The organism is Actibacterium sp. EMB200-NS6 (assembly GCF_001305615.1).
In the GTDB taxonomy this organism is placed as follows: Bacteria; Pseudomonadota; Alphaproteobacteria; order Rhodobacterales; family Rhodobacteraceae; genus Actibacterium_A; species Actibacterium_A naphthalenivorans.
The window spans coordinates 201,545-217,598 of the sequence record NZ_CP010869.1 but is presented as its reverse complement, the minus strand read 5'-3'; the positions used below and the strand labels follow the sequence as shown (position 1 = coordinate 217,598).

Sequence of the window (16,054 nt, the reverse complement as noted above, 5' to 3'; positions counted from 1 at the left end):
GCTCAGGCGTCCAGCACGATACCGGCGTCGAGCATACCGTCGCGCGCGTCTTCGAGGCTGCCGTCAAGGTCGATCGCGCGGCAGGCGCCTTCCAGAACGGTAACGTTATAGCCCAGCTTGACCGCGTCGAGCGCCGAGTATTGCACGCAGAAATCGGTGGCCAGCCCGACCAGCGTGACAGAGGTGACGCCGCGCACGTCGAGATAGCCGTCAAGGCCGGTGGGGGTTTCGTGGTCATTCTCGAAGAACGCCGAATAGCTGTCGATACCGGGGCGGAAGCCCTTGCGCAGGATCAGGTCGGCGGCGTCGGTGTTCAGATCGGGGTGGAAGGCCGCGCCCGGCGTGCCCTGAATGCAGTGGTCGGGCCACAGGATCTGGCCGCCATAGGGCATATCGACCACCTCGAACGGGGCCTTGCCCTCATGCTGGCTGGCAAAGGAGGAATGGTTGGCGGGGTGCCAATCCTGGGTGAAGACCTTGACGTGGAATTCCTCGAGCAGCGTGTTGATGCGGGGCAGGATGGCGTCTCCGTCGGGCACGGCGAGCGCGCCGCCGGGGCAGAAATCATTTTGCACGTCGATCACGATCAGGGCTTCATTGGCGGGTCGCATGGGGCAGCTCCGTTGGTTCCCTTACTTTGCTAAGCAGCGCATGCGCCCACGTCAATGGCGGGACGCTTGCACCCCGTGACGGGTTTTGCTAAGCGCGGCGCTCTTTCGTGGGGGCGGAACATGGCGGCGCTTGGCATAGACTTCGGCACTTCGAACACCGCGGCGGCGGTGGCCGAGCAGGGGCGCCCGCGTGTCATCGCGCTGGAACCCGGGCAGAGCACGATGCCCACGATCGTGTTTCTTGATTTCGACCGGCGCGAGGTGCTTTACGGCAGTAAGGCGGCGGAGGCGCTGATCGAGGGGCGCGAGGGGCGCTTCATGCGCTCGTTGAAAAGCATTCTGGGCACGCCGCTGGCACGCGAGACCCGGCATGTTCTGAACGAGCGCATGACCCTGATCGACATCATTGCCCGGTTTCTGGCCGAGGTGAAAGCGCGTGCCGAGGCCGCCACCGGCACCACGTTCGACACCGCCGTTTCGGGCCGCCCGGTGCATTTTCACAGCCATGCCCCCGCACGCGACCGGCAGGCGCTGGAAGATCTGACCGAAGCCTATGCCCGCGCCGGGTTTCGCGCCGTTCGCTTCTTGCCCGAGCCGGAGGCGGCGGCGCTGGCCGGGGGCGGGGCGGGGCGCGGGTTGATCGTGGATATCGGCGGCGGCACCTCGGATTTCACGGTATTCGACGCGGCGCAGGGCGAGGTGACGATTCGCGCCAGCCACGGGGTGCGCCTCGGCGGCACCGATTTCGACAAGGCGCTGAGCCTTGCCCATGTGATGCCGCTGCTGGGCATGGGCGCGGAGCTGCGCAAGGACATGGGGCCGGGCACCGTTACCGCGCCGGTTTCGATCTTCACCGAACTGGCCAGCTGGGAGAAGATCCCGTTTCTCTACAGCGCGGATCTGTTGCGCGACGTGCGCCGGATGGAGCGTCAGGCGCTGACGCCGCGCCTGTTCACCCGGCTGGGCGAGGTGCTGGAGATGCATCTGGGCCATGATGTGGCCTATGCCGTCGAGGCCGGGAAGATCGCCGCGAACGGCAACCGGGCCGGCGCGATCGACCTGAACGTGGTGGAAAAGGGACTGAGGCCGCTGCTGGCGCCCGCCGATCTGGCGCGCGATCTGGCCGGGTTCGCCCATGAGATCCGCCAGACCGCGGCCGAAACGCTGGCCATGGCCGGGTGCGGGCCGGAGGCGATCGACCGGGTGGTGTTTGTGGGCGGATCGAGCCTGATGGCGGTTGTGCGCGCCGCGATCGGGGCGTTGCTGCCGGATGCCGAGCAGGAAACATCAGAGGTGTTCACCGCCGTGGTCGATGGGCTGGCCCTTGCGGCGGGCGGCGCGGGCCGGGATTGATCCGCCACGGAATTGGGCCTATCTGAGCGTCATGTTCACCGTTGCCGCGCTTTATCATTTCACCCGTTTCGCCGACCCCGCCGCGCTGCAGGGGCCGCTGTTGGCGACCTGCGAAAAGGCCCGAACCACCGGATCGCTGCTGCTGGCCGCCGAGGGGATCAATGGCACGATTGCCGGCGATCGGGGCGGAATAGACACGGTGCTGGCCCATATCCGCGCCCTGCCCGGCTGTGCCGACCTGGAGTGGAAGGAAAGCTCTGCCACCAACAAACCGTTCGGTCGCATGAAGGTACGCATCAAGCGCGAAATCGTGACAATGGGCCAACCCGACGTGGACCCGCGCGCGCGCGTCGGCCACTACGTGGCACCCGAAGACTGGAACGCGCTGATCGCGGCGCCCGATGTGGCGGTGATCGACACGCGCAACGATTACGAAGTGTCGATCGGCACGTTTCAAGGCGCGATAGACCCTGAAACCCGCGCCTTCCGCGACTTTCCGGCATGGTGGGAACAGAACAAGCAGCGGTTCCACAACAAGCGGATCGCAATGTTCTGCACCGGCGGCATCCGCTGCGAGAAATCCACCAACTATCTGCTGGGTCAGGGGGTGGAGGATGTGTTCCACCTGAAGGGCGGCATTCTGAAATACCTCGAGGAAGTGCCGCAGGAAGAGAGCCTGTGGCAGGGCGAATGCTTTGTATTTGACGAGCGGGTATCGGTGGGCCACGGCCTGATCGAGGGGCCGCACGGGCTGTGCCGGGCCTGCCGCCGGCCGCTGACGCCCGAGGATCTGACACGGGCGGAGTATGAGGAAGGCGTAAGCTGCCACCGCTGTATCGGCGAGAATTCCGAGGAACGGCGGGAGCGGTTCCGCGAACGGCAAAAGCAGATCGCGCTGGCGAAGGCGCGGGGGGAGCGGCATCTGGGGGCGAAGCGCTAGCGCCCCGCCCCTTTAACCTTGCGGTCCGCCGCGCCGGTCAGAAATCCAGATTTTCCACATTCAGCGCGTTGATCTGGATGAACTCCCGCCGGGGTTCGACGACATCGCCCATCAGCTTGGTGAAGATATCGTCGGCGTCGGCCATATCCTCGACCCGGACCTGCAGCAATGTGCGCGCCTCCGGGTCCAGCGTGGTTTCCCACAGCTGGTCGGGGTTCATCTCTCCCAGCCCCTTGTAGCGCTGCAGCGACAGGCCCTTTTCGCCTTCGGTCAGGATCGCGTTCAGCAGGTCGGTGGGGCCGTAGATCACCTGCTCGCGGTCCTTGCGGACCAGATGCGCCGGATCGGTATAGTGATCGCGCGTGGGTCTGGAGGCGTCGGACAGCCGCCGCGCCTCGCCCGAGCGCAACACCGCACCGTCGAGCGAGCGGACCTCCTCGACCCCGCGCAGCACGCGGGTCAGGCGGATGCCGTGATCCTGCGTGATGCGGCCGTTCCAGCCGCGCTCATATTCCACCGCCACCAGATCGAGCCGCTTGGCCACCGTATCGGCGACCTGCTGCAGATCGCTGTCGGCGCGGCCCGCGTCAAAGGCGCCGGCCAGCGCGGCCTGTTCCAGGATGTGGCGCGGATAATGGGTCGGGAAGGCGTCGAGCACCCGGCGGAAGGCGCGCGCGCCTTCGACGACGCGGGCCAGATCGGCCCCGGCGATCTCCTCGCCGCCGGCAAGCCGGAGCAGCGCCCCCTCGACCCCCATCTGGATCAGGTAATCCTCGAGCGCGAGCTGGTCCTTGAGATACACCTCGGACCGGCCCCGGCTGACCTTGTAGAGCGGCGGCTGCGCGATATAGAGATAGCCCCCCTCGATCAACTCGGGCATCTGCCGGAAGAAGAAGGTCAGCAGCAGGGTGCGGATATGCGCGCCGTCCACGTCGGCGTCGGTCATGATGACGATCTTGTGGTAGCGCAGCTTGGAGATGTCGAACTCGTCCCGCCCGATGCCGGTGCCGAGCGCGGTGATCAGCGTGCCGATCTCCTGGCTGCTCAGCATCCTGTCGAACCGGGCGCGCTCCACGTTCAGGATCTTGCCGCGCAGGGGCAGAACCGCCTGATTGTGGCGCGACCGGCCCTGTTTGGCCGAACCGCCGGCGCTGTCACCCTCGACCAGGAACAGCTCTGACAGGGCGGGGTCCTTCTCCTGGCAATCGGCCAGCTTGCCGGGCAGGCTGGCGACATCCATCGCCGTCTTGCGCCGGGTCAGCTCGCGCGCCTTGCGGGCGGCCTCGCGGGCCAGCGCCGCCTCGACGATCTTGCCGACGATCTGGCGCGCCTCGGCGGGGTGTTCCTCGAACCATTCAGAGAGCTTTTCGTTCACCAGCCCCTCGACCGCGGGCCGCACCTCGGAACTGACGAGCTTGTCCTTGGTCTGGCTGCTGAACTTGGGATCGGGCACCTTGACCGACAACACGCAGGTCAGCCCCTCGCGCGCATCGTCGCCGGTGAAGTTGACCTTTTCCTTCTTGGCGATGCCGCTGCTCTGGGCATAGGCGTTGATCGTCCGGGTCAGCGCGCCGCGAAAGCCCGCCAGATGGGTGCCGCCATCGCGCTGCGGGATGTTGTTGGTAAAGGGCAGCACGTTTTCATGGTAGCTGTCGTTCCACCACATCGCCACCTCGACGCCGATGCCGTCCTTCTCGCCGGTCATGAAGATCGGATCAGGCATGACCGGCACCTTGGAGCGATCCAGATAGCGGACGAATTCCTGCACGCCGCCCTCGTAGAAAAGCTCGGTCTTCAGCGGCTCGACGGGGCGTTCATCCTCCAGGATGATCCGCACACCCGAATTCAGGAACGCCAGCTCGCGCAGCCGGTGCTCCAGCGTCTTGAAACTGTACTCGAGATTGGAAAACGTATCGGTCGAGGCCATGAACCGCACCTCGGTGCCCTTGCGGCCGTCGGCATCGCCGACCACCCGCAGATGCTCGACCGTATCACCATGCTCGAACCGGGCGAAATGCTCCTTGCCATCGCGCCAGATCCGCAGCTCCAGCCAATCGGAAAGCGCGTTCACCACCGAAACGCCGACCCCGTGCAAGCCGCCCGAGACCTTGTAGGAGTTCTGATCGAACTTCCCGCCGGCATGAAGCTGGGTCATGATGACCTCGGCCGCCGAAACGCCCTCTTCCTCATGCAGGCCGACGGGAATGCCGCGGCCGTTGTCATGAACCGAAACGGAACTGTCGGCGTGAATCTTCACATTCACCGCATCGGCATGGCCGGCCAGCGCCTCGTCGATACCGTTATCGACGACCTCATACACCATGTGGTGCAGGCCAGAGCCGTCGTCCGTATCCCCGATATACATGCCGGGGCGTTTGCGGACGGCCTCCAACCCTTTGAGAACCTTGATGGAATCGGCGCCGTATTCTTCGGGCGCGGGGGCGTTTTCCGCCATGCAGAGCTTCCTTCGTATTTTTGTCATTTTATACGAAATTCTGGGGGGGATGTCACGCGTGACACACAAGATTTGGTGTCATGTGAAGGGAATAACAAGCCCGACAAGGATCAGCAGCGATCCGGCGATGACATTGGTCCGCCGCAGCGCGCCCGGCGAGGCCAAAAGCCGCCGCGCACGATCGACGAACAGGGCGAAACACAGGTTGCCGGCAAAGGGCACCAGCATCGAAATTGCGACGATCGCGGCCATGTCCGGCCCGGTTATCGTGGTCAGATCGAAAAACCCCGGCAGCACGCCCATGTAGAACAGGATCGCCTTGGGATTGCCCAGAATCACCGCGAGCCCGGCCAGAAACCCCGCCCACATGCCGGGCCGCGTCAGGCGGCTGTCGGTGGCGATGGATTTGTCGGCGTTGCGGATCAGAACGATCCCCATCAACAGGAACACGCCCGAGGCGACAAAGCGCAGCACGGTCATGAATCCGGCAAAGACAGAGACGATCCAGCTTACTCCGAAGATCGCCAGAAGCGGCCAGAGCGCATCGCCGATCACCACCCCCAGCGCCAGCGGCCAGGCGGCGGGAAACCCGCCCGAAAGCGCCCGCGCGGTCAGCGCCACCCAGACCGGGCCGGGGGTGAAGAACAGGATGACAAGCGCCCCGGCGTAAAGCGCGAGGTCGGTGGCGGTGACGGTCATGGCGCCTCCGGCAGGGTCAGGCTGCCGTCCTCGCTCAGCGGCCAGAACGGGTTCATCGCAACCTCCCACACATGGCCGTCGGGATCGGCGTAATAGCCCGAATAGCCGCCCCAGAACACCGCCTCCGGCGCCTTCAGCGGCGCGGCCCCGGCGGCCAGCGCGGCGGCAAAGGCGGCATCCACCTCTTCCCGCGTCGTGAAATTCTGCGCCAGCGTCATGGCGCCGGTGCCCAGCGCGGCATCGGGCCGGCCCTGATCGGCGGCCAGCGCGGCGCGACCGAACAGGCCCAGCGCCATGCCGTTCATCTGATAGAACAGCACGCCCTCCTGCGCCTGCGCGGGCACCCAGCCCAGGGCGGCGTAAAACGCCTTTGACCGCTCAAGATCATCCACGCCAAGGGTGATCAGCGTCACGCGCTGCGGGATCATGGGGCTGTCCTTTCCTCGATGCGGCTGGTGCCGCCCTCCTCGGTCACTTCGAAATATTGCGCCCGATCGGCCAGCGCGTCGAACAGCTCCGGCCCGGTGCCGGTCATCCAGGCCTGCGCGCCCAATGCACAGATCTCGTCATAAAGCGCGGCACGGCGCGCGCCGTCCAGATGCGCCGCGACCTCATCCAGCAGCAACAGCGGCGGCGCCCCGAAATCCTCGGCCAGCGCACGAGCATTGGCCAGAATCAGCGAAATCAAAAGCGCCTTCTGCTCGCCGGTGGAACATTGCCGCGCGGCCACGCCCTTGGCGGCATACACCGCCTCCAGATCCGCGCGATGCGGCCCGGTCAGGGTGCGCCCGGCAGAGAGATCCCGCGCGCGGCCATCCGAAAAGGCGGCGGCCAGCGCCTCTTCCCCGGCAGGCACATCCGCGCCCTCCGGCCCCGGGATAGCCAGCGCCGCCACCGGAAAGGCGGTTTCCGCCCCCTCCTGCGCCGCCGCGATCCGCGCCAGCGCCGTGCTCCGGTTTCGCTGAATCGCCGCCCCGGCCCTGGCCATCTGCGCCTCCAGCGCCCCGTACCACGCCGCGTCGCGCACCTGATCCTTCAACAGCCGGTTGCGCTCGCGCATCGCTTTTTCATAGGTCAGTGTCACCTCGCCATGACCTGGCTCGAAGCTCAGGGTCATGCGGTCCAGAAACCGCCGCCGCCCCTCGGCCCCCTCGATCCACAGGCGGTCCATCGACGGCACCAGCCACAACACCCGCGCGATCCGGCCCAGCGCAGCTTGCGCCGCGGCCTTGCCGTCGATCCTGACCGAACGCGCGGCGCCGGACTCGGCCCAGGTCTCCACCTCATGGGTCTGATGCAGGCTGTGCAGCTGCGCGGTGATCTTCCAGCCCAGCGCCTCGGGCTGGCGGGCGATCTCCTCCGCCGCCGCCCGGCGCAACCCGCGACCGGGAGACAACAGCGAAATCGCCTCCAGAATATTGGTCTTGCCCGCCCCGTTGGGTCCGTAGATCGCCACCGGCCGCCCGTCCACCGACAGCGCCGCCGCCTTGTGCGACCGGAAATGCGACAGGGTCAGACGGGTCAGGGCAAGGCCGGGCATGGGGTGCCCTTCATCTTTCAACAAGTATCCCCGCCGGAGGCAAGAAAGTTAAACGCGCATCGGCATCACGACATAGACCGCCGATGTATCATTGCCCTCGCGCATCAGGGTCGGGTCGCCGGCCGAGTTGAACAGGAACACCGCATTCTCGCGATCCACCTGGCTGGCGATCTCCAGCAGGTATTTGGCGTTGAACCCGATCTCCAGCCGCTCGTCGGCATAGGCCACGGCCAGCTCCTCTTCCGCGGCGCCCGCGTCCGGCGCGTTGACCGAGAGAATCAGCCGGTCCTCGTCCAGCGCCAGCTTCACCGCGCGCGACCGTTCCGACGATACCGTCGCCACACGGTCCACCGCCCGGGCAAATTCGGCCGCGTCCACTTCCAGCCTGCGGTTGTTGCCCTGCGGGATCACGCGGGTGTAATCGGGGAAGGTGCCGTCGATGACCTTCGAGGTCAGGGTGATGTCGGGCGTGGCAAACCGCACTTTGGTCTCCGACACGGACACCGCGATGGTCACATCGTCATCATCCAGCAACTTGCGCAGCTCGCCTACGGTCTTGCGCGGCACGATCACGCCGGGCATGGTTTCGGCCCCTTCGGGCAGCGGCGCGTCGATCCGGGCAAGGCGGTGGCCATCGGTCGCCACGCAGCGCAGCACCTTGCCGCCCTCGCCGTCGGCCACATGCATATAGACGCCATTGAGGTAATAGCGCGTCTCTTCGGTGGAAATCGCGAATTTCGACTTGTCGAACAGCCGCCGCAGCACCGGCGCCGGGGCCGAGAAGTTGGAGCTGTATTCCGATGAGGCCATCACCGGGAAATCTTCCCTCGGCAGGGTCGCCAGCGAGAAGTTGGAGCGCCCGGCCTCGACCGTCAGCCGCCCCGAGGCGCCGTCGTCGGTCAGGCTGACAAGCGCGCCGTCGGGCAGCTTGCGCACGATCTCATGCAGGGTCACGGCAGAGACCGTCGTGGCACCGGCACGTTCGACCTGGGCCAGCGCCTTGTCGACCACTTCGATGTCCAGATCGGTGGCGCGGAAACTGACGGCTTCGCCCTCTGCCTCGATCAGCACATTGGCGAGGATCGGGATGGTGTTGCGACGCTCAACAACCGATTGCGCCTGCCCGACCGCCTTCAATAGCGTCCCGCGTTCGATGCTGAATTTCATTGCCTCGCTCCTCATGCCACCGGGAGTGAGAAACTAACCGTTTCCCCCTCTGGCTCAAGACTTTTTTGACTGTCGGATGGTTTAAAGGGGGCGTCAAGGCCAGACGCCCCCGAATGGCCTATGCTTCCAGCATGCGGCGCAGAAGTTCCAGGTCTTCGGCGATCTGATTGTCATGGGCGCGCAGTTCGTCGATGCGCTTGACCGCGTGCATCACGGTGGTGTGGTCACGCCCGCCAAAGCGGCGCCCGATCTCGGGCAGCGAACGCGAGGTCAGCTGTTTGGCCAGATACATCGCCATCTGACGCGGCCGGGCGATGGTGCGGGTACGCTTGGGCCCGATCAGATCCGACAGGCGGACGTTGAAATGCTCGCCGACGCGGCGCTGGATCTCCTCGATCGTCACCTTGCGGTCCGACGCGCGCAGAATATCGGCCAGACAATCCTGCGCCAGATCCAGCGTGATCTCGCGCCCCACCAGAGAGGCGAAGGCGAACAGCCGGGTCAGCGCCCCCTCGAGCACACGCACATTGGTGGAAATGCGATGGGCCAGAAACTCCAGCACGCCCGGCGACAGCACGAGGCCGGGATATTGCTTGCGGTAAAGCTCGACCTTCTGCTGCAGAACGCCAAGGCGCAGTTCGTAATCGGTGGGGTGAAGATCCACCACGAGGCCGCATTGCAGGCGGGATTTGATCCGCTCCTCGAGATCCTTGATCTCGCCCGGGGCACGGTCGGCGGAAATGATGATCTGCTTGTTCTGATCCACCAGCGCGTTGAACGTGTGGAAGAACTCTTCCTGCGTGCTGTCCTTGCCGGCGATGAACTGCACATCATCGACCATCAGCACATCGACCGAGCGGAAAAGCTCCTTGAAGCCCATCGTATCCCGTTCGCGCAGCGCCTGCACGAAACGGTACATGAATTGCTCGGCCGACAGGTAGACCACGCGCAGATGCGGCGACCGGGTGCGCAGCTCGTGCGCGATGGCATGCATCAGGTGGGTTTTGCCGAGGCCGACACCGCCATAGAGAAACAGCGGGTTGAACGTCACCGGGCTGCCCTCGCCCACGCGGCGCGCGGCGGCATGGGCCAGTTCGTTCGGCTTGCCGACAACGAAACTGTCGAAGGTAAAGCGGGAATCGATCGGAGCGCCCAGAAGCTCGCCCTCGGATCGGGCGGGGACGGCGGAACGGGGCGCCGCGGCGCTGGTGGCCGGCAGATCCGGCTTCGACGCGGGCACACCTGCACCACGCTGGTCAACGCTGAATTGCAGGCGGTCGACCGTCGCGCCGCCACGGGTCAGATGGTGCAGGATTTCATCGCCGAAATTGCGCGAGACCCAATCCGCCACAAAACTCGTGGGAACGTTGAAATGGGCGACGCCATTGTGCAGCTCCTGAAACTTGAGAGGTTTGATCCAGGTGGCGAAGTTGTTCTCGCCGATTGATTTCTGAATATCCCTGCACGCCAGTCCCCATTTTTCGTCGTTCATTGTCCCTGCCCGCTCCAGCATCTGTGCCCAATCGTATCCGGGCCAGTGCGCACCGCGGATCCCCCGCCGGTTTGCATGCCCGTCTGTGAAACGCTGTCGTCCGGAGGGATGGCATCGAACGGGCCGCTGGCGAGTGCAGCAGCCGGCTTTCCGCCCGATCGCATGAATTCAGGTCCGCAGACAAATCCCGACCCTCCACTGCCAAGACAGTGGCGGATATACTGGCACCAGCCCTCGAACCCCGCATTCCGCGGTCTTATTTATTGGACATGCCGATCTGCATGATCACGGCGCAGGCCGTTTTTCACACAGGTCATACTGGCCACGTATGGATGCAAAGCCCCACTTTGCAGTCCGTCCGACAACCAGAGAGCACACCTTGCTTCGCCAAAAGCCCTAATGCAGCGGGGCCCGGATTATGGAAGCACGGTGCGGCTCACGTCATGTCCCCCCAAGACGATGTGAATCGCAGGTCTGAAGCTATCAAGTGAAGGGAAGCCGGCGCAACCGATCTTCGCGCTTGACCTCGGGATTGTCGGGCCGAATCCAAAAAGCTGTTTATGTGCGGGCGCAGGGCGGGAAAAAATGCAACAATCGATCAGAAACGAAAAAGGGCGCGACCCGGAGGCGCGCCCTTGAACGACGTTCAGATATTGGTCGCGACTCAGGCGCCGAGGGCTTTGACCCGGGCCGACAGACGGGAAATTTTGCGCGACACGGTGTTTTTGTGAAGAACACCACGGGTCACGCCGCGCATCAGCTCGGGCTGGGCCTGACGCAGGGCGGCGGTTGCCGCTTCCTTGTCGCCGGAGGCGATTGCCTCTTCCACTTTGCGCAGGAAGGTGCGGATGCGCGAGCGGCGCGCTTTGTTGACGTCGAAGCGGCGCTCGTTCTGGCGCGCGCGTTTCTTTGCTTGGGGCGAATTGGCCATTGTTCTGTTCCCACTTTCGGGCTGTTGAGAGTTCAGAGCGCAACAAAGCCCGACCCGGGTATTGGAACCGGTCGATTCTTGCCAGAGCGGGCATCACGCGCATGTAACGGCGGCCTATACGGGAAAATGCGCCGCAAGGAAACCCGAAAAGCGCGGATGCTACTTGTCGCGGAATTGCGGCTCGCGCTTTTCCAGGAAGGCCGACATGCCTTCTTTCTGATCCTCGGTGGCGAAAAGCGAATGGAACACGCGGCGCTCGAACAGAATGCCTTCGCGCAGCGTGGTTTCATAGCTGCGGTTGACGGCCTCTTTCACCACCATCGTGGTGATCGCCGATTTCTCGGCGATCTTGTGGGCGGCGGCCATCGCCTCTTCCACCAGCTTCTTGGCCGGCACGATGCGCGACACGAGGCCCGAACGCTCTGCCTCTTCCGCATCCATGAAGCGGCCGGTCAGGTGCATCTCCATCGACTTGGACTTGCCGACGAAACGGGTCAGCCGCTGGGTGCCGCCGATACCGGCGACCACGCCGAGGTTGATCTCGGGCTGGCCGAATTTCGCGGTGTCGGCGGCGATGATGAAATCGCACATCATCGCCAGTTCGCAGCCGCCGCCCAGCGCATAGCCGGCCACCGCCGCGATGATCGGCTTGCGGCAACGCAGCAGCGCCTCGGTCTCATCGGTGAAAAGATCGCCGGCGAAGGCGTCAACGAAGTTCTTTTCGCTCATCTCCTTGATGTCGGCGCCGGCCGCGAATGCCTTTTCCGAGCCGGTCAGGACAATGCAACGCACCTTGTCATTCGCACCCGCCTGGGTGACGGCCTCGGCCAATTCGGCCAGCAATTCGGAGTTCAGCGCGTTCAGCGCGTCGGGCCGGTTCAGCCTGATCAGGGCTACATGCTCTTCGATATCTACGATCAGCGTCTTGTAGGCCATGGCGGGGGCGCCTCCCTTTGGGTTCGAAGACGATTCCTTAGCACCCTGCCGCCGGTGTTCAAGCTATCTTTGGCATTGCGCGCAGTAGAAAGTCGACCGTCCCGACTGGGCGATTCGGGCGATCGTGCCGGTGCAGCCGGGGGTGACGCAGGGCAGGCCCTCGCGCCCGTAGGCGGCAAAGCTGTGCTGGAAATACCCAAGCTCGCCATCGGTCTGACGATGATCGCGCAGGCTGGAGCCGCCCGCGGCGATGGCATCGTGCAGCACATCGCGGATCACCGGCACAAGGCGCGCCACGCGCTGCGCCGAGAGCTGCCCGGCCTTGCGCCGGGGCGATATGCCGGCGCGGTGCAGTGCCTCGCAGACATAGATATTGCCCAGGCCCGCGACGATGCGCTGATCAAGAAGCGCGGATTTCACCGGCGTCATCCGGCCCTTCAGCCGGGCGATCAGATAATCCTCGCTGAACGCATTGCCCAGCGGTTCGGGCCCCAGCCCGGCCAGCAGCCGGTGCGCCTCGACCCCATCGGTGGCGGCAAGATCCATCGCGCCGAAGCGGCGGGCATCGTTGAAGGTGATGCGGGCGCCGTTTTCCAGTTCGAGCACCACATGGTCATGCTTCTGCGCGATGGGATGATCATGGTGGAACAGTCCCTGTGTGTCGCCCGACACCAGCATCCGCCCGGACATGCCCAGATGGATGATCAGCGTTTCGCCGGTCGACAGATCCGCCAGGATGTATTTCGACCGTCGCCGCAGCCGATCGACCCGCGCGCCGGCCAGCCGCTCGGCCATGCGCGGCGGGAACGGCCAGCGCAGATCGGGGCGGTTGACGGCGGCGCGCGCGATCACCTGCCCCTCCATCACGGGGGCCAGCCCGCGGCGCACCGTCTCGACCTCTGGCAATTCGGGCATCGGCGGCTCCTGTGGCGTTGGGCGCATTGTAACGCCCGGTTGGCGCTCTATAAGGAGGGGGAGTTTTGACAGACGGCAAGGCCCCCATGACCGACGACGATCAGAAAACCACGCATTTCGGCTATCAAACCGTGCCGGAGGGCGAAAAGGCGGGGATGGTGCATGGCGTCTTTACCCGCGTCGCATCGCGCTATGACGTGATGAATGACCTGATGTCGATGGGCATCCACCGGGTCTGGAAAGACGCGATGATGGATTGGCTGGCGCCCCGCCCCGGCCAGCGCCTGCTGGATGTGGCCGGCGGCACCGGCGATGTGGCCTTCCGCTTTCTCAAACGCGCGCCGGGGGCGTCGGCCGTGGTGCTGGACATGACAGAGCAGATGCTGGTCGAGGGCCGCCAGCGCGCCGAGGCCGAGCAGATGGCCGGCAGCCTGGACTGGGTGGTGGGCGATGCCATGGCCCTGCCCTTTGCCGACAACAGCTTTGACGTCTACACAATCTCTTTCGGCATCCGGAACGTCACCCGCGTGCCCGATGCCCTGTCGGAGGCCTACCGGGTGCTGCGCCCCGGCGGGCGGCTGATGGTGCTGGAGTTCAGCCAGCTGCCCAATCCGGCGATGCAATGGGCCTATGACAGGTATTCGTTCAACGTGATCCCGGCGATGGGGCAGGTCGTGGCGAATGACCGTGAAAGCTATCAGTATCTGGTGGAGTCGATCCGCAAATTCCCCGATCAGGAAACCTTCGCGCGAATGATCCGCGCGGCCGGATTCGGCAATGTCAAATACCGCAACCTGAGCATGGGCGTCGCCGCCCTGCATTCCGGCTGGAAGCTCTAGGTGCGCGGGCCTCACAACATCTGGCGGCTGATCCGCACCGGCGCCACGCTGGAGCGCAGCGGCGCCATGGGCGTGGTGCTGGAGGCGCTGGAGGCCCCGCGCGAGGTGCGGATTCTGGCACGGGTTCTGGGCTGGCCGTTCAAGCCGCTGGGCTTTCGGGGCGACCCGGCGCTGCCCCCCGCCACCCGCGCACTGACCGCGCTTGGCCCGGCCTATATCAAATTCGGGCAGATCCTTTCGACCCGGCCCGATCTGGTGGGCGACGAGCTGGCCGTGCAGCTTCGGGTGCTGCAGGACAAGCTGCCGCCCTTTCCCAACGACGTCGCCATGAAGATGATCGAAGAAGATCTGGGCCTGCCCGTCGATCAGGTGTTCAGCGAATTCAGCGCCCCGGTCGCGGCGGCGTCGATCGCGCAGGTGCACAGGGCCCGCATCGCCGATACCGGCGAAGAGGTCGCCGTGAAGGTGCTGCGCCCGAAGATCGAAAAGGCGTTCCGCACCGATATCGAGGCGTTTCATCTGGCCGCGACCATCATCGAGCGGTTCATCCCGTTTTCGCGCCGTCTGCGCCCCAGCGATGTGGTCGAGCATTTCGAGGGCATCGTGTCGGGCGAGCTGGATCTGCGGCTGGAATCCTCGGCCGCGTCTGAATTCGCCGCCAACACCCGGAACGACGAAGGGTTTCGCGTGCCCCGCGCCTATTGGGGCCTGTCCAGCCGTCGGGTCATGACCCTTGGCTGGGCCGAAGGCGTGCCGCTGGGCGACAATGACGCGATCGACGCGGCCGGGCACGACCGGCAGGCGCTGGCCAAGCGCGTGCTGCAGCTGTTTCTGCACCATGCGCTGCGCGACGGGTTCTTTCACGCGGACATGCATCAGGGAAACCTGAAGGTGGGCGCAGATGGCGCGATCATCTGCTACGATTTCGGCATCATGGGCCGGATCGACGAATATACCCGCCGGGTCTATGCCGAGATCCTGTTCGGCATGATCCGGCAGGATTACCGCCGGGTCGCCGAGGTGCATTTCGAGGCCGGATATGTGCCGGCCGAGATGGATGTGGATGAATTCTCGCGCGCGCTGCGGGCGGTGGGCGATCCGATCTTCGGCATGGACGCCTCGCATATTTCGATGGGGCGGCTGCTGAGCTATCTGTTCGAGGTGACCGAGCGGTTCGGGATGCAGACGCGAACCGAGCTGATTCTGCTGCAGCGGACCATGGTGGTGGTCGAGGGCGTGGCCCGCTCGCTCGACCCGCACATGAACATCTGGGAAGTCGCGCGGCCGATCGTCGAGGCCTATATCAAGGAAAATGTCGGCCCCAAGGCATTTCTGCGGGATCTGACGCGCACGGTTCAGGTGCTGGCCCGGTTCGGCCCGAAACTGCCCAAACTGGCCGAAGCGGCACTGGTGCAGCAGGATATGCCGCCCGAAGCGCCGCCGGCAAACCCCTGGCCGCAGCGCCTTGGCTGGATGGGCCTTGGCGCGGGGCTGGCGGCGCTGGTGGCGCTGGCGGTCAGCTAGGCGCGCGAAGCGCGGTCACGTCGCCGGCGGCCACGGATACGCCGCTATCGAGCACGAGGGCGGTCTTGCCATCGGCGATGCGGGCCTCCGCCACTGTGCTGTAGACCTCGGCCGGACTGCGGCCCAGAAGCTCGCCCCCCGCGAAGCTTTCAACCTCGAACCGGTAGAGCCCGTCGGGCAGCGGAATTCCGGCGGCGTCGGTTCCGGCCCAGAGATAGGCATCCTCCGAAACCGAAAGCGCAAGCCGCTGCACCTCGGCCCCCTGCTCATCCAGCACCACAAGCTGGGCCGCGTCGGCGCCACTGTCGGGCCGGGGCGCGATCGAAACCGGCTGCCCCCGGAACAGCGCGGGGGCGGTGCTGCGCGCCTCCATCCCGACCCAGCCGGCGAGGTCGGCGATGCCGCCCGCGCCGAGCTGCGATGTGAGCGCCGACAGAAGATCATTGGTGCGGACCTGCTGCTCGACCCCGGAAAACGTGGCGAGCTGCACCGCGAAATCGGAGGATTCGACCGGATTGAGCGGATCCTGATTTTGCATCTGCGTGGTCAGCATTTTCAGGAAGGTCTCGAAATCCGAATTCACCGGCGCGGGGTCGGAGGGTTTGGCCGACCGTGGGGCGGCGGCCTGGGCGGCGGCTGTGACGTCCATGCT

Annotated in this window: 15 protein-coding genes; 4 read left to right on the top strand and 11 right to left on the bottom strand. The window is 65.3% G+C overall.

Annotated elements, in window-relative coordinates:
- Nucleotides 1-2: 2 nt before the first annotated feature.
- Nucleotides 3-611 (bottom strand): bifunctional nicotinamidase/pyrazinamidase, encoded by a 609-nt coding sequence (gene pncA, locus TQ29_RS01040; protein ID WP_054537678.1) that lies wholly within the window; start codon nucleotides 609-611, stop codon nucleotides 3-5.
- A gap of 120 nt (nucleotides 612-731) precedes the next feature.
- Here pncA and TQ29_RS01035 point away from each other — a divergent pair, with 120 nt between their 5' ends.
- Both TQ29_RS01035 and TQ29_RS01030 read left to right on the top strand, forming a co-directional pair.
- Complete coding sequence (locus tag TQ29_RS01035; protein ID WP_054537677.1) at nucleotides 732-1,964, top strand: Hsp70 family protein; 1,233 nt, start codon at nucleotides 732-734, stop codon at nucleotides 1,962-1,964.
- A gap of 31 nt (nucleotides 1,965-1,995) precedes the next feature.
- Nucleotides 1,996-2,904, top strand: coding sequence for a rhodanese-related sulfurtransferase (locus TQ29_RS01030; RefSeq protein WP_054540268.1), 909 nt, complete (start codon nucleotides 1,996-1,998; stop codon nucleotides 2,902-2,904).
- 37 nt (nucleotides 2,905-2,941) lie between these two features.
- Here TQ29_RS01030 and gyrB read toward each other — a convergent pair whose 3' ends face one another.
- The 9 genes from gyrB to mutM form a co-directional block, all read right to left on the bottom strand.
- Nucleotides 2,942-5,359 carry a DNA topoisomerase (ATP-hydrolyzing) subunit B gene (gene gyrB, locus TQ29_RS01025; protein WP_054537676.1) on the bottom strand — a complete coding sequence of 806 codons (2,418 nt, stop codon included), beginning with the start codon at nucleotides 5,357-5,359 and terminating at the stop codon, nucleotides 2,942-2,944.
- Nucleotides 5,360-5,437: 78 nt separating this feature from the next.
- Complete coding sequence (locus TQ29_RS01020) at nucleotides 5,438-6,058, bottom strand: LysE family translocator (protein ID WP_054537675.1); 621 nt, start codon at nucleotides 6,056-6,058, stop codon at nucleotides 5,438-5,440.
- On the bottom strand, nucleotides 6,055-6,486 hold the full coding sequence (locus TQ29_RS01015; RefSeq protein WP_054537674.1) for a VOC family protein: 432 nt from the start codon (nucleotides 6,484-6,486) through the stop codon (nucleotides 6,055-6,057). The genes TQ29_RS01020 and TQ29_RS01015 overlap by 4 nt, the downstream gene beginning before the upstream one ends.
- Nucleotides 6,483-7,598, bottom strand: a complete 1,116-nt coding sequence (recF, locus tag TQ29_RS01010; RefSeq protein WP_054537673.1) for a DNA replication/repair protein RecF — start codon at nucleotides 7,596-7,598, stop codon at nucleotides 6,483-6,485. The genes TQ29_RS01015 and recF overlap by 4 nt, the downstream gene beginning before the upstream one ends.
- A gap of 48 nt (nucleotides 7,599-7,646) precedes the next feature.
- A complete protein-coding gene (dnaN, locus tag TQ29_RS01005) occupies nucleotides 7,647-8,765 on the bottom strand; it encodes a DNA polymerase III subunit beta (protein WP_054537672.1) in 1,119 nt (372 codons plus the stop codon).
- A gap of 118 nt (nucleotides 8,766-8,883) precedes the next feature.
- Nucleotides 8,884-10,257: a chromosomal replication initiator protein DnaA gene (gene dnaA / locus TQ29_RS01000; RefSeq protein WP_054537671.1), complete on the bottom strand. Its 1,374-nt coding sequence runs from the start codon at nucleotides 10,255-10,257 to the stop codon at nucleotides 8,884-8,886.
- A 664-nt stretch (nucleotides 10,258-10,921) separates the two neighbouring features.
- Nucleotides 10,922-11,188 carry a 30S ribosomal protein S20 gene (gene rpsT, locus TQ29_RS00995; RefSeq protein WP_037203562.1) on the bottom strand — a complete coding sequence of 89 codons (267 nt, stop codon included), beginning with the start codon at nucleotides 11,186-11,188 and terminating at the stop codon, nucleotides 10,922-10,924.
- A gap of 159 nt (nucleotides 11,189-11,347) precedes the next feature.
- The gene (locus TQ29_RS00990) at nucleotides 11,348-12,124 is read right to left on the bottom strand and encodes an enoyl-CoA hydratase (protein WP_054537670.1); all 777 of its coding nucleotides are present in this window, start codon (nucleotides 12,122-12,124) and stop codon (nucleotides 11,348-11,350) included.
- A gap of 63 nt (nucleotides 12,125-12,187) precedes the next feature.
- Entirely contained in the window at nucleotides 12,188-13,039 is an 852-nt protein-coding gene (mutM, locus tag TQ29_RS00985) for a bifunctional DNA-formamidopyrimidine glycosylase/DNA-(apurinic or apyrimidinic site) lyase (protein ID WP_054537669.1), read from the bottom strand.
- Between the two features lie 86 nt (nucleotides 13,040-13,125).
- On the opposite strand from mutM, the gene ubiE reads away from it, so the two are divergent.
- Both ubiE and ubiB read left to right on the top strand, forming a co-directional pair.
- On the top strand, nucleotides 13,126-13,878 hold the full coding sequence (gene ubiE, locus TQ29_RS00980) for a bifunctional demethylmenaquinone methyltransferase/2-methoxy-6-polyprenyl-1,4-benzoquinol methylase UbiE (protein ID WP_054540267.1): 753 nt from the start codon (nucleotides 13,126-13,128) through the stop codon (nucleotides 13,876-13,878).
- Complete coding sequence (gene ubiB, locus TQ29_RS00975) at nucleotides 13,879-15,402, top strand: 2-polyprenylphenol 6-hydroxylase (RefSeq protein WP_054537668.1); 1,524 nt, start codon at nucleotides 13,879-13,881, stop codon at nucleotides 15,400-15,402.
- Here the strand turns inward: ubiB and TQ29_RS00970 are convergent.
- The gene (locus TQ29_RS00970; RefSeq protein ID WP_054537667.1) at nucleotides 15,395-16,051 is read right to left on the bottom strand and encodes a flagellar hook capping FlgD N-terminal domain-containing protein; all 657 of its coding nucleotides are present in this window, start codon (nucleotides 16,049-16,051) and stop codon (nucleotides 15,395-15,397) included. The genes ubiB and TQ29_RS00970 overlap by 8 nt on opposite strands.
- Between the last annotated feature and the right edge of the window lie 3 nt (nucleotides 16,052-16,054).